Raw genomic sequence first — 13,374 nt, 5'->3', positions numbered from 1 at the left:
AGGCGAATGGCCATGAATTCTAATTACCGTAAAAACTTACCAGACACCAACCTGGATTATTTTGATGCAGAAGCTGCATGCAACGACATTGAACCGGGCTCTTATGCCAAACTGCCTTATACCTCCCGTGTTCATGCTGAAAACTTAGTACGCCGCTGCGATCCGGCGACTTTAACTGATTCATTAAAACAACTGATTTACCGCAAGCAGGATCTGGATTTTCCATGGTTTCCGGCCCGTGTGGTCTGCCACGATATTTTAGGTCAAACCGCTTTAGTGGATTTAGCAGGTCTGCGTGATGCTATTGCGCTGCAAGGTGGTGATCCGGCCAAAGTAAACCCTGTAGTGCCGACTCAGCTGATTGTCGATCACTCTTTGGCTGTAGAGCATGGTGGTTTTGAAAAAGACGCTTTTGAGAAAAACCGTGCTATCGAAGACAGACGTAATGACGACAGATTCCACTTTATCAACTGGACCAAAAAAGCCTTTAAAAATGTCGATGTGATACCACCAGGCAACGGCATTATGCACCAGATCAATTTAGAGCGGATGTCGCCAGTTATTCACGCCATTGACGGTGTGGCTTTCCCTGATACTTTAGTGGGTACTGACAGCCATACGCCTCATGTGGATGCGCTGGGTGTCATTGCTATTGGGGTAGGTGGCTTAGAAGCAGAAAGCGTGATGTTAGGCCGTGCCTCTTGGATGCGTCTGCCGGATATTATTGGCGTAGAGCTGACGGGCAAAGCACAGCCAGGCATTATGGCAACAGACATAGTCTTGGCCTTGACTGAGTTTTTACGCAAAGAAAAAGTCGTGTCTGCTTATCTGGAGTTTTTTGGTGAAGGTGCAAGCAGCCTGAGTTTAGGCGACCGCGCTACTATCTCTAATATGACGCCAGAATATGGCGCTACTGCCGCTATGTTCTCTATCGATCAGCAAACTCTGGATTATTTAACCCTAACAGGTCGCGAGCCAGCGCAAGTCAAGCTGGTTGAAACCTACGCCAAAACTGCAGGTTTATGGTCCGACAGTTTAAAAACGGCTGAATACGAGCGTGTTATTCGTTTTGATTTATCCAGTGTCGGCCGCACTATTGCCGGTCCTTCTAATCCTCATGCGCGAGTGTCGACCAGCGATTTAGCGGTCAAAGGTATTAGTGGTGTGGTGGAAAACGAGCCGGGTTTAATGCCGGATGGTGCTGTCATTATCGCTGCTATTACCAGCTGCACCAATACCAGTAACCCACGTAACGTCATAGCTGCAGGCTTATTGGCCCGCAACGCTAAAGCCAAAGGTTTAAGCCGTAAGCCATGGGTGAAAAGCTCGCTGGCGCCTGGTTCTAAAACTGTGGAGCTGTATTTAAAAGAAGCCAACTTACTGACAGATTTAGAAAGTTTAGGTTTTGGTATTGTTGGTTTTGCCTGTACCACCTGTAACGGTATGAGTGGCGCTTTAGACCCAGTGATCCAAAAGGAGCTGATAGAGCGTGATTTATACGCCACAGCTGTGTTGTCTGGTAACCGCAACTTTGATGGCCGTATTCACCCTTATGCCAAGCAGGCGTTTTTAGCCTCACCAGCTTTGGTGGTGGCTTATGCCATAGCCGGTACTATCCGCTTTGATATCGAAAAAGACGTGCTGGGATTGGATCAAGACGGCAACGAAATCCGCTTAAAAGACATTTGGCCAAGCGATGCTGAAATAGATGCTGTGGTGGCAAGCAGCGTCAAACCTGAACAGTTCCGTAAAGTCTACGAGCCTATGTTTGCAGTTTCTGTGGATTACGGCGAAAAAATCAGCCCGCTGTATGACTGGCGTCCACAAACCACTTATATCCGCCGTCCTCCTTATTGGGAAGGTGCATTGGCCGGTGAGCGCAGCATGAAAGGTATGCGTGCGCTGGCTGTGCTGGGTGACAACATCACCACTGACCATTTATCGCCATCCAACGCCATTATGATGGACAGTGCTGCCGGTGAATACCTGCATAAAATGGGGCTGCCGGAAGAAGATTTTAACTCTTACGCCACCCACCGCGGCGACCACTTAACAGCGCAGCGCGCTACTTTTGCCAACCCTAAGCTGATTAACGAAATGGCAGTGGTGGATGGCAAAATCAAACAAGGTTCTTTAACCCGTATTGAGCCTGAAGGTGTGGTGACCCGGATGTGGGAAGCCATTGAAACTTATATGGAACGTAAGCAGCCTTTAATCATTATTGCCGGTGCTGATTATGGTCAGGGTTCATCCCGTGACTGGGCGGCCAAAGGTGTGCGTTTAGCTGGTGTTGAAGCCATAGTTGCCGAAGGCTTTGAGCGTATTCACCGCACTAACCTGGTGGGCATGGGTGTATTACCTCTGGAGTTTAAAGCAGGTGTGAACCGTAAAACCTTGGCTTTGGATGGCACTGAAAGTTATGACGTTTTAGGCGAGCGTACACCTCGCACTACCTTAACTTTAGTGATCACCCGCAGAAACGGTGAAGTGCTGCAAGTACCAGTGACTTGTCGTTTGGATACAGCCGAAGAAGTGTCAATTTATGAAGCGGGTGGCGTGTTACAGCGTTTTGCCAAAGACTTCCTTGAAGCTAAGGTCTAAGGGGCAACAGAGTGAGTTATTTACCACAAATTAAAATACCTGCCACTTATATCCGTGGTGGTACCAGCAAAGGTGTGTTTTTCCGTTTGCAGGATTTACCTGAAGCAGCACAAATCTCAGGCGCTGCCCGTGATGCCTTATTGCTGCGTGTGATTGGCAGTCCCGATCCCTACGGCAAACAAATTGATGGCATGGGCGGCGCTACGTCCAGTACCAGCAAAACTGTTATTTTATCCAAAAGCAGCAAAAGTGATCACGATGTCGACTACTTGTTTGGCCAGGTCTCCATCGATAAAGCTTTTGTTGATTGGAGTGGTAACTGCGGCAATTTATCTGCAGCTGTCGGTTCTTTTGCTATCAGCGCAGGTTTAGTTGATACCAGCCGTATTCCACAAAATGGCAAAGCCACAGTGCGGATTTGGCAGGCCAATATTGGCAAAACCATTATTGCTCATGTGCCGATGATCAACGGCGAAGTGCAGGAAAGCGGTGATTTTGAACTGGATGGTGTGACTTTCCCTGCCGCTGAAGTGCAACTGGAATTTATCGATCCAGCCGCTGATGAAGACGGCGAGGGCGGTGGCTCGATGTTCCCAACTGGCAACTTAGTGGATGATTTGGACGTGCCAGGGGTTGGTACTTTTAAAGCCACACTGATCAATGCCGGTATTCCGACGATTTTTGTCAACGCCAAAGATATTGGTTATACAGGCACTGAGCTGCAGGAAGCCATTAATGGCGATGCCAAAGCTTTGGCCATGTTTGAGACTATCCGTGCTTATGGTGCAGTCAAAATGGGCTTGATGTCTCATATAGACGAAGCTAAAACCCGTCAGCATACGCCAAAGATTGCTTTTGTCGCGCCAGCCACAGACTATATCTCGTCCAGTGGTAAAGCTGTGACTACAAGCGATATGGATTTGGTGGTGCGGGCTTTATCTATGGGTAAATTACATCACGCCATGATGGGCACAGCTGCTGTGGCTATTGGTACTGCAGCTGCTATTCCAGGCACTTTAGTCAATCTGGCTGCTGGTGGTGTCAAACGCAAAGCTGTGCGTTTTGGTCATCCTTCCGGCACTTTAAGAGTTGGCGCAGAAGCTGCTTTAGTGGCAGGTGAATGGAAAGTCACCAAAGCCATAATGAGTCGAAGTGCCAGGGTATTAATGGAAGGTTGGGTGCGGGTACCGGCTGGCACATTCTAAGTCTATAAAATGGTAAAAATGATAAGTTGTAACTGCGGTGCTGAATTATCGACTTATTATTCCAGTATAAATAACCTGCCATGTTGAAAAGGCAGGTTATTCTCTGTAGATTGGGTATCGAATTTACGATTTTTTTGGGGAGTCTTTGATGAAGAAGTTAGGTTACAGCCTGTTTGCCGCCTTATGTTTAAGTTCTGCGACATTGTCTTCTGCAGTGAAAGCTGAAACAGTGGACTACCAGTATCTGACCGTTGCCGGTTATCTGAATTTTTATTTGTTAAATTTAAATGCGTGCGAAGATTACCATCCGGAAATTCGCCAGCAGGCTTATGATGCTGAAAAGCAGCTGTATCCGTGGCTGACGAAGTTAGAGCAGAAATTAAAAGGCGCAGACGCTGACAATAAAACTTTGTCTGGTGTAGTGCAAAAACGTCGTGAAGCATTAAACCTGCAAATCAGCGAAGGTGATTTTACTTTGGATCACTGCAAAGCTATTGTGAAGTTATTGTCTGCTGACGGTTTAGATCAAACGCTGTTAAAAAGCCTGAACTAAAAATCTGAACAAATAACTTTATATTCAGTGTTTTAAAAAACCACTTGTCTCAGCTAGAGCAGGTGGTTTTTGTTTTCAATCCAAGCTCTGCCGCTTATTTTTACCGGTGTTTGTTATGTCTGTATCTACTTTATCTGTCATTGATGTCCCACAGCTAATGCTGGTGCAGCAAAACTGCTACAGCGAAGATCTGGTTGAATCAGCCACTGTGATGGCTAATCGAATATCTACGTTTTCTCACACCTGCTGGGGCTATTTTGTTGATCAGCAAATGGCAGGTTATCTGCTGGCTTATCCGTCGGTGCTTGGCAGCATTACGCCTTTAGCTGCGGCTTTTCCTGTTTATTCACACACTAACTGCTTGTATCTGCACGATATGGCTATTTCCAGTGATTTTCGCGGACAGTCGTTAGCGCCTGCGTTATTGGCCCACGCCAGCATGGAAGCGGAGAAATTGGGCTTAGAAGCCTTGGCTTTGGTGGCAGTGCAGGGGGCTGAAGGCTATTGGGCTAAACAAGGTTTTGCCAAAGTGACAAATATTAGCGCAGAGCAGCAGGCTATTCTGGATACTTATTTACCAGAAATAGCCTGTTATATGGTTAAAGCTTAAAATCGCTCCAGCAAATAATTGCCGGATTTTAAATCGTCCGCCAGTTCTTTTGAGCGTTCCAGCACTATGGCCCAATACTCCAGACGTTGTGTGTCTGTTAGTTTGTCGAAATCCTTGCGGTCCGGAATTTTGCCGTAAGGCAGGGATTTCACCCAGGATTCGGATGGACACAGCAGGATCATCTTATCCATTTGCGCTGCTTTAGCGCGGCGCCATGGCAAGGATTTATCAAACCAGCCGGGGATCAGGTACGGATAAAAGTGTGGATATAAAATCAAACCGTCCTGCTGGTAAGGCAAAGACAGATGATAATCCAGCAAACCGCCATCCATATATAAACCCGCTGGTAAACCCGCCGGATCTTTCACCGGATGCATTACCATAGGAATAGAACCTGATGCCAATAAACTAGCCTTAAAATTGTCTGGTGTCAGTGGATAAGCTTCGTGAGGCACCTGTTGTAACAAGCCAGGATTGCTGTGATTTTGCATCACCACTCTTTTATAAAACCGTTGTAATAACGTAGGTTTGAGCAGATTAGCGCCTGCTGCTAACAGTAAACGCCTGACTTGCGCCGCTTTGCGTTCAGATTTTCTTACTTTCACTTCGCGGGCTGCAATAAAATTCAGTTGCAGTACAGGGTTATTCAGCACCTGTAAAATGCAGTCGTCGTTAGGGAATACCTGATCCAATACAGCAGCTGAGGTTGAGGTAATTTGATCAATGCTGGCCTTGGGTGGAAAACACAAACTGCTGTAGGCTTTGGCAAAACGTTCAGTGGCGGCAGCAGGGTTTTGCTGCGTAACACAGGCAAAACGCCAGGCTCCGGCAGAGCTGCCGACTAAAGATAAAGGCGTGCTTCTGTCTTTAAAAAATTCACCAAACAAATACTGATCTAATCCAAATAAGCAAAACCATTTAGGGCCGCCACTGGCGCCTAAAACTAAATGAATATCCTGCTGACGTAAGCCTTGTTGTTGCAGATGTTCAAAGGCCGTGGCTCCCGCCAGTACTCTTAATGTCGACTTTGTCACCCCAATCCTATCCTCATTTAAAACTTACAAAGATGCGGCAAACAATTGCTGATGCATACGCAGTGCATACTCATCTGTCATACCTGAAACATAATCACAAATAACCCGCATTTTACTCTGTTCGCTATCCGACATAAGCCAGCGATTTCTGGTATTGGCGGGTAGTAAACGTTCCGCTTCCGAACTAAAGGCTTCAAACAATGAGCGGACAATTTGCTGTCCTTTGTATTCGCCCCGTTGCACATCTGGCGATAAAATTACGGCCTCATACACAAAGCTTTTTAGCAGTTGCAACAGCTGCTGCTGCGGCTCTGGTAGTCTTGCATTGTACCGGATCAATGGGTCTTGAGTGTCCGGTAACGACTGATACAACTCAATGCTGGTGATCAGCAAATTCACCAGCGCGCCAATGGCATCTTTACGAATATGATGTTCGGGTATAAATAATTTTTGACTGATATGTTTCAAAGCACTGGCAATATCACCGGGTAACTTCGCCATTTCAGGCTCTGCCAAACGGCGCCAGTGTTCAATGGTCACAGTACCAGTCACAATCGCATCTTCCAGGTCATGCACGCCGTAAGCTATGTCATCGGCCAGCTCCATAATCGAAGCATCCAGAGATTTATGCAGTGACTTTAAAAAGGGCGCTTTGAGTAAAGCTTCAGTGCGCTGAAAAGCGCTGCGATCTGCTGCTGATAAAGGGCTTAAGATCCAATCGAGTAAATCACTGTCGGCGGCATAAATAGCTTTGCAAGGTTTGACTGTGAGTCCTTGCTCAAACTGATCGAGCGCAGGCTGTACTATCGGATACTTTAATAAACCTAATAAAGTACGGCGACTTAAATTCATGCCGCCACTGGCTGTATAGGGTTCCAGTTTGCCAACAATACGCAAGGTCTGACCGTTGCCTTCAAAACCACCAAAATGCTGCATACAGGCGTTCAGAGCTTTTTCACCACCATGACCAAAAGGTGGATGGCCTAAATCATGGGCCAGACACAAAGCCTCCATCAGGCTGTCCTGTGCCAATAATGCCCGCAGAGCCGGGTCTTCTTGTTGGTAACTTAATTGCGCTACTAACGCCGTGCCTATTTGTGCAGCTTCTAAAGAGTGGGTCAGACGGGTGCGGTAGAAGTCATTTTGGCCAATACCCATAATTTGAGTTTTAGCCTGCAAGCGGCGAAAAGCGGCGGAGTGCAGAATTCTGGCTCTGTCCCGTTGCCATGGTGTACGGTGATCGTTTGGTCTCTGGCTATGTTCGGCAAGACGGCGTTCGGCCCACAAATGCTGCATACAAAATCCTTCTTTGAGAATAACTTTATGCTACGGCAAAAGCAGAAAAGAGGCGATGCGTATTTTTTATAAATACTACTGGACAAATAAACAGTGGTTGCTGTATAAATGTTCAGTATCAAAAGCAGGAGGATTTATGGCCGTTATTATTAAATACATTGTTGAGCGCGCTGGAGTAGAAAAAATGACTTTTAGTTCAAAGCCTGAAGCAGACGCCTATGACCGGATGCTGGATATTGCTGATGAACTGTTTTTAATGTTGGGTCAAAGTGAACTGATCCCGGATGAGCAACAACGTGAAGATCTGGCGCTGTATTTAGCTCAGCAAAAAGAGCTGGTGATCCAGACGCTGAATCAGAAAACCAAAAGCAACAAAGCCCCGGTAGCCGATAAAGAACAGGCAAAGGAGAAAGGCGTTGCTGATCCGGCTAAAGCGGCCGTTGTACTGACAGAAGTGACGGAAGCCACAGACGATCTGGCTGCTTAATTTACCAGCAGAGATTCAGTGGCGCGGTTAGCTTGTACCTTTATTTTTTATTAGAACAGCTAATTTAAAAAAGTAACCTGAAAGGGCATAACTATAAATAGGTTATGCCTTTTTTATTGGGTTCAACACAATCTTTGTGCATAATTAGCTGCTGTAACAGCATTTTTATTGAAGGTCGATTATTGCAGTGAATAGTGAATATGAAAACAAGCTGAATAAATCATGACAGAGAATGTTATTTTGCATTAGAAAAACTAATATCCAGGCTATAAATTATCTCGTTAGTGATCTGGTTAAATTTGCAGCATAATAACCACGTTTTCGGATGAACACTTTCTCAGACTTAACGAGGTTGGACATGAACAGTATCAATACCACAGTAGAAAAATCTAACGTGAGCACTACAGAGCGCAGCGTATCTTCTCTGCTGCTGGTGCGTCGAATCAATCAGTTTTTAGCTCAGATTGGCCGCGCTTTAAGTCTGAGTGGAGCTGTTTACACCAAATAATGGTGGCTGTGACCTGCAGTAAGCTGTGCTGAGCTTAGTGTGGTAAAAAACGTAACCCCTTGAACGCGCTTAGATTGCTGCTAAGCGCGTTTTTTTTATTCGCTGCCTTCCATGGCGCTCACCCTGCGGGCCGGCAAACAACGCCGTTCAAAAATATTCCCGATGTTTTTGTATTCGCTGCCATCCATGGCGCTCACCCTAGAGGGCCAACGCTTCGATGTTAACAAAACGGCAGGATAGCCGTTTTGCACAGCTTTAGCTGCCGAAGGCGAACATCATGGACGATGTGAGTGAAAAACACTCCCGATGTTTTTTTATTCGCTGCCATCCCTGGCGCTCACCCTGCGGGCCGGCAAACAACGCCGTTAAAAAACACTCCCGATGTTTTTTTATTCTACTGATCCTCAGCTGCCTGACTTGGATGATAGGTTCCGAAACGAAAAAACTGTTGTTTTGTGCTCTCACCGATCTTTTTTCCCCTTCTGCCGTAATTAGTCTGTCATCTGTAACTCTTAGTCTACTTTTATCAGGTCCCTGTCCAGAGCTTTAACTTCGCAGCATCTGAAAAAGTGATTTAAGGCATTGAATTTTTTCATGAAGTTCGATGTCTAAATCCTGTAGACTGCTGTAAAACATGGCAGAGTTCATGTGACATCGCTGAGGCCAATTCATGGTTCAGTCTGATAGTTTGAATGTAAACAATAGGGTAATTTTTATTGATAACACGCTTGGACGTGCAGGTTCCGATTGCAGAGTTATCGCCTTTTAATGGGATTATTCCCTTATAACAGCAACAATTGGAGTTACAGATGGACAACAAGACTCAAGGTAAATGCCCGGTAATGCACGGCGCTCTGACTAAGTCAGCCGCCGGTGGTACTTCAAATCGTGATTGGTGGCCGAACCAACTGAATTTAAATATTTTACATCAACACTCTTCGTTATCCGATCCTATGGATCAACCCTTTAACTACGCCGAAGCTTTTCAAAAACTGGACCTGGCCACGGTGAAGCAGGACTTATATGCCCTGATGACCGACTCACAGGACTGGTGGCCGGCGGATTATGGCCACTATGGTCCATTATTTATTCGTATGGCATGGCACAGTGCCGGTACTTATCGCACCAGCGATGGCCGTGGTGGTGCATCGTCAGGCTCACAACGTTTTGCTCCACTAAACAGCTGGCCTGATAATGGCAATCTGGATAAAGCCCGCCGTCTATTGTGGCCAATCAAGCAAAAATATGGCAACCAGTTGTCCTGGGCAGATTTAATGATTTTGGCCGGTAACTGTGCGCTGGAATCTATGGGCTTTAAAACCTTTGGTTTTGCTGGTGGCCGCGAAGATATTTGGGCTCCGGAGGAGGATATTTATTGGGGTGTGGAAACAGAGTGGCTGGGCGATAAACGCTACGCTGGCGATCGTGAATTAGAAAATCCACTAGCTGCAGTGCAAATGGGCCTGATTTATGTCAACCCTGAAGGCCCGAATGGCAACCCGGACCCAGTGGCTTCAGCCCGTGATATTCGTGAAACCTTTGCCCGTATGGCAATGGATGATGAAGAAACTGTCGCTTTAGTTGCTGGTGGCCATACCTTTGGTAAATGCCATGGTGCAGGCGACGCCTCTTTAGTTGGCGCTGAGCCTGAAGCTGCTCCACTGGAAGAAATGGGTTTAGGCTGGAAAAATGCCTTTGGCACAGGTAAAGGTGTTCATACTATTACCAGTGGTATTGAAGGCGCATGGACTCCAACTCCTACCCAGTGGGACAGTAGCTATTTTGATACCTTATTTGGTTATGACTGGAAACTGGTGAAAAGCCCGGCTGGCGCTCATCAGTGGATCCCAACAGACGAATCTGCCGCAACAGCTGTGCCTGATGCTCATGACCCAGCCATTCGTCATGCGCCAATGATGACAACTGCTGATTTAGCGCTGAAAATGGACCCGGCTTATGAAGCTATTTCCAGACGTTTCCATCAGAACCCAGAAGAGTTTGCTGATGTGTTCGCCCGTGCCTGGTATAAATTAACTCACCGTGACATGGGACCTTTAGCTCGTTATTTAGGCCCTGAAGTACCGTCAGAAGAACTGATTTGGCAAGATCCTGTGCCTGCAGTGACCCACGAGTTGGTGAACTCTGCAGATATAGCTGCACTGAAAAGTAAGATCTTATCTTCAGGTTTATCCATTTCAGAACTGGTATCAGTAGCCTGGGCCAGCGCTTCAACCTTCCGTGGTTCAGATAAGCGAGGTGGTGCTAATGGTGCCCGTATTCGTTTAGCCCCACAAAAAGATTGGGCAGTGAATCAACCGGCGCAGCTGAGCAAAGTGCTGGCTGTGCTTGAGCAAATTCAGGCCTCTTTTAATAACCAGTCAGAAAGCCGTAAGGTGTCATTGGCCGATATTATTGTTCTGGCAGGTGTTGCTGCTGTTGAGCAAGCTGCGAAAAATGCTGGTGTAGCAATCGAGGTGCCTTTTAGTCCGGGCCGTACTGATGCATCACAAGATCAAACCGATGTGGAGTCTTTTGCGGTGATGGAACCTATAGCTGATGGTTTCCGTAACTATGTAAAAGGCCGTTATTCAGTCAAAGCTGAGGAGTTGTTGCTGGATAAAGCTCAGTTGCTGACGTTAACAGCGCCGCAAATGACAGCTCTGATCGGTGGTCTGCGTGTGCTGAATATCAACGCGGATAAATCCGTGCACGGTGTATTTACTAAACAAGCCGACACATTAAGCACCGACTTTTTTGTCAATTTGCTGGATATGAACACAGCCTGGACTCCGGTGTCAGCAGAGGCTGAACTGTTTGAAGGTAAAGATCGCAAAACTGGTGCTGTGAAATGGACTGCCAGCCGTGTTGATTTGGTCTTTGGATCTAACTCTCAGCTGCGCGCTTTGGCTGAAGTCTATGCCCAACAGGACAACAAGCAAAAGTTTGTCCGTGATTTTGTTGCCGCCTGGAACAAAGTGATGAACGCTGATCGCTTTGACTTAAAGTAATACCAGTATTTTGGTACTGAGTGAAACAAAGGCAGCTGTTTTTTTAACAGCTGCCTTTTTATTTTTGGAGCAGTTGTTTTGAGAAAAAGTGATTGAAGCCGATGGACTTTGGCGTTAGCGTAAAGCGACTAGTTCAATCACATCCAAAGGCAGCCAGGTTTTACATCCTTGCCATAAAATGCTTTTAACCAATGAGTTAAGTTATGGACACACGACACTCAGAGCTGATCCAGCTATTAAAAAAACGCTTTGAAAAAAACAAAAATCGCCATGTTACGCTGGACTGGGTCACTGTGCAGGAGCGACTTGAAGCCTATCCGGATAAGCTCACATCGCTGTTCGAAATGGAAGCCTCAGGCGGCGAACCCGATGTAGTAGGGGTTGACGAGCAAAGTGGCGAATTTATCTTTTTTGATTGCTCAGCCGAAAGCCCAAAAGGCCGTCGCAGTTTGTGTTACGACCGTGAAGCACTGGATGCCAGAAAAGAACATAAGCCAGCCAGCAGTGCGGTAGAGATGGCTGCGGCTATGGGCATTCAGTTACTCAATGAAGACGACTACCGTTATCTGCAGCAATTTGGCTCTTTTGATAGCAAAACTTCCAGCTGGCTGGCAACACCAGGGGATATCCGCGCTTTGGATGGTGCCATCTTTGGCGACTATCGTTATGGCCGGGTATTTATCTACCATAATGGAGCTCAGTCTTATTATGCCGTCAGAGGTTTTCGCGGCTCACTAAGGGTTTGAATTAACCAATCTATCCATTAAGGAATTCAAGTGTCTGTTTTAAAAATTGTTTCTACTGTTGTTTTAATGGCTTGCGCCCAACTTTGTAGTGCTGCAGAGCCCATTGAACAAGCAAACTGGCAAGCGACTTTTACCAAGTTTAATGCCAAAGGCACGCTGGTGGTTTCTGATGAGCGGGTGAAACCTGCGAAACTGCTGGTGTTTAATCCACAACGTGCGGCACAGCGCATGTCTCCGGCTTCTACTTTTAAAATCCCTCATAGCTTGATGGCGTTGGATGCTGGTGTCTTAAAGGATGAATTTCAGCTGTTTCATTGGGATGGGGTCGAACGCAGTTTTTCCGGCCATAATCAGGATCAAAACTTACGTTCTGCTATGCGCACCTCAGCGCTTTGGGTTTATGAGATATTTGCCAAACAAATTGGTGAAAAACGCGCAGGGGAGTATCTGCAAAAAATCAACTATGGCAATGCTGATCCATCTACAGACAAAGGTGCCTATTGGGTCGATGGCAAACTGGCTATTTCAGCCTATGAGCAAGTAGAGTTTGTTAAAAAGCTTTACCTGAATCAGCTGCCTTTTGCTAAAGAGCATCAGTTGCTTGTGAAAGATATGATGATCAACGAAGCAGGCAAAGATTGGATCTTAAGAGCAAAAACCGGCTGGGAAGGGCGTTTTGGCTGGTGGGTTGGTTATGTCGAATGGCCGACAGGTCCGGTATTTTTTGCGCTGAATATAGATACACCAGATCGAATGAAGGATTTATATAAAAGAGAAGCCATAGTGCGCGAAGTTCTGCAGTCTATGCAGGCCTTACCAGCTTTAGCTGAAACAAACTAACGGAGAGATGATGCATCCGGATATTTGTCGCTACAATCAGGCTCAGGCCGAAGAAGATCAACTGATTTGCCAACTGTTGGCAGAGCAGATTGATGCGGCTTTGCCTGAAGCTGAGAATAAAATCTGGCATGCGCATCCGGTGTGGTTTCTCGATGGCAATCCTGTAGTGGGTTATAGCAAACTGAAAGGTGGTATTCGGCTGTTGTTCTGGAGTGGGCAGTCTTTTGATGAAGCTGAATTAAAGCCGGAAGGCAGTTTTAAAGCCGCTGAAAAACGTTACAACCACAGCAGTCAGATCAATACGGCTGATGTACAACGCTGGTTGGCAAAAGCCCGTGATATTCAGTGGGATTATAAAAACCTGGTGCGCCGTAAAGGCCAGCTGGAAAGGTTAAAGTAATGCTTGGTATGGGCGGGGTTTATCCCCGCCCGTCTGATATCGCATTCCAATACCGCTGCGGGCGACCCTAAAGGCCGCCCTTACGA

12 protein-coding genes are annotated in these 13,374 nt (G+C 46.5%); 10 read left to right on the top strand and 2 right to left on the bottom strand.

All coding sequences use genetic code 11. From position 1 onward, the window contains the following. Window positions 1-12: 12 nt before the first annotated feature. From acnD to OM978_RS12125, 4 genes are all read left to right on the top strand, one after another. Window positions 13-2,601: a Fe/S-dependent 2-methylisocitrate dehydratase AcnD gene (gene acnD, locus OM978_RS12140; protein WP_264342478.1), complete on the top strand. Its 2,589-nt coding sequence runs from the start codon at window positions 13-15 to the stop codon at window positions 2,599-2,601. A gap of 11 nt (window positions 2,602-2,612) precedes the next feature. Then, window positions 2,613-3,806: a 2-methylaconitate cis-trans isomerase PrpF gene (prpF, locus tag OM978_RS12135; protein ID WP_264342477.1), complete on the top strand. Its 1,194-nt coding sequence runs from the start codon at window positions 2,613-2,615 to the stop codon at window positions 3,804-3,806. Between the two features lie 148 nt (window positions 3,807-3,954). Further along, window positions 3,955-4,359, top strand: a complete 405-nt coding sequence (locus OM978_RS12130) for a hypothetical protein (RefSeq protein ID WP_233007363.1) — start codon at window positions 3,955-3,957, stop codon at window positions 4,357-4,359. 115 nt (window positions 4,360-4,474) lie between these two features. Then, on the top strand, window positions 4,475-4,969 hold the full coding sequence (locus tag OM978_RS12125; RefSeq protein ID WP_264342476.1) for a GNAT family N-acetyltransferase: 495 nt from the start codon (window positions 4,475-4,477) through the stop codon (window positions 4,967-4,969). On the opposite strand, the gene OM978_RS12120 is transcribed toward OM978_RS12125, so the two are convergent. Both OM978_RS12120 and OM978_RS12115 read right to left on the bottom strand, forming a co-directional pair. After that, a complete protein-coding gene (locus OM978_RS12120) occupies window positions 4,966-6,003 on the bottom strand; it encodes a patatin-like phospholipase family protein (RefSeq protein WP_264342475.1) in 1,038 nt (345 codons plus the stop codon). The genes OM978_RS12125 and OM978_RS12120 overlap by 4 nt on opposite strands. Window positions 6,004-6,027: 24 nt before the next feature. Next, the gene (locus OM978_RS12115; protein ID WP_264342474.1) at window positions 6,028-7,299 is read right to left on the bottom strand and encodes an anti-phage deoxyguanosine triphosphatase; all 1,272 of its coding nucleotides are present in this window, start codon (window positions 7,297-7,299) and stop codon (window positions 6,028-6,030) included. 136 nt (window positions 7,300-7,435) lie between these two features. On the opposite strand from OM978_RS12115, the gene OM978_RS21455 reads away from it, so the two are divergent. The 6 genes from OM978_RS21455 to OM978_RS12085 all read left to right on the top strand — a co-directional run bounded on the left by OM978_RS21455 (window position 7,436) and on the right by OM978_RS12085 (window position 13,288). Continuing rightward, a complete protein-coding gene (locus OM978_RS21455) occupies window positions 7,436-7,786 on the top strand; it encodes a YebG family protein (protein ID WP_319633870.1) in 351 nt (116 codons plus the stop codon). A 358-nt stretch (window positions 7,787-8,144) separates the two neighbouring features. Continuing rightward, complete coding sequence (locus tag OM978_RS12105; protein ID WP_164731861.1) at window positions 8,145-8,294, top strand: hypothetical protein; 150 nt, start codon at window positions 8,145-8,147, stop codon at window positions 8,292-8,294. A gap of 809 nt (window positions 8,295-9,103) precedes the next feature. Continuing rightward, window positions 9,104-11,302: a catalase/peroxidase HPI gene (gene katG, locus OM978_RS12100; protein WP_264342473.1), complete on the top strand. Its 2,199-nt coding sequence runs from the start codon at window positions 9,104-9,106 to the stop codon at window positions 11,300-11,302. Window positions 11,303-11,505: 203 nt separating this feature from the next. Then, entirely contained in the window at window positions 11,506-12,048 is a 543-nt protein-coding gene (locus OM978_RS12095; protein WP_264342472.1) for a DUF4256 domain-containing protein, read from the top strand. Window positions 12,049-12,114: 66 nt separating this feature from the next. Then, window positions 12,115-12,888: a class D beta-lactamase gene (gene blaOXA, locus OM978_RS12090; protein WP_264346942.1), complete on the top strand. Its 774-nt coding sequence runs from the start codon at window positions 12,115-12,117 to the stop codon at window positions 12,886-12,888. Window positions 12,889-12,895: 7 nt separating this feature from the next. Continuing rightward, the gene (locus OM978_RS12085; protein WP_264342471.1) at window positions 12,896-13,288 is read left to right on the top strand and encodes a DUF1801 domain-containing protein; all 393 of its coding nucleotides are present in this window, start codon (window positions 12,896-12,898) and stop codon (window positions 13,286-13,288) included. Window positions 13,289-13,374 lie beyond the last annotated feature (86 nt).

The sequence above is a fragment of the Rheinheimera sp. MM224 genome, from assembly GCF_947090785.1.
GTDB lineage: Bacteria > Pseudomonadota > Gammaproteobacteria > Enterobacterales > Alteromonadaceae > Pararheinheimera.
This window is presented reverse-complemented; position numbering and strand designations above follow the sequence as displayed.

Bases quoted from the DNA above. Each gene is read 5' to 3' on its own strand.
- OM978_RS12115 (WP_264342474.1), bottom strand. From the start codon at position 7,299: ATGCAGCATTTGTGGGCCGAACGCCGTCTTGCCGAACATAGCCAGAGA.
- blaOXA (WP_264346942.1), top strand. From the start codon at position 12,115: ATGGCTTGCGCCCAACTTTGTAGTGCTGCAGAGCCCATTGAACAAGCA.
- OM978_RS12105 (WP_164731861.1), top strand. From the start codon at position 8,145: ATGAACAGTATCAATACCACAGTAGAAAAATCTAACGTGAGCACTACA.
- OM978_RS12125 (WP_264342476.1), top strand. From the start codon at position 4,475: ATGTCTGTATCTACTTTATCTGTCATTGATGTCCCACAGCTAATGCTG.
- OM978_RS21455 (WP_319633870.1), top strand. From the start codon at position 7,436: ATGGCCGTTATTATTAAATACATTGTTGAGCGCGCTGGAGTAGAAAAA.
- OM978_RS12130 (WP_233007363.1), top strand. From the start codon at position 3,955: ATGAAGAAGTTAGGTTACAGCCTGTTTGCCGCCTTATGTTTAAGTTCT.
- OM978_RS12085 (WP_264342471.1), top strand. From the start codon at position 12,896: ATGATGCATCCGGATATTTGTCGCTACAATCAGGCTCAGGCCGAAGAA.
- OM978_RS12095 (WP_264342472.1), top strand. From the start codon at position 11,506: ATGGACACACGACACTCAGAGCTGATCCAGCTATTAAAAAAACGCTTT.
- katG (WP_264342473.1), top strand. From the start codon at position 9,104: ATGGACAACAAGACTCAAGGTAAATGCCCGGTAATGCACGGCGCTCTG.
- acnD (WP_264342478.1), top strand. From the start codon at position 13: ATGAATTCTAATTACCGTAAAAACTTACCAGACACCAACCTGGATTAT.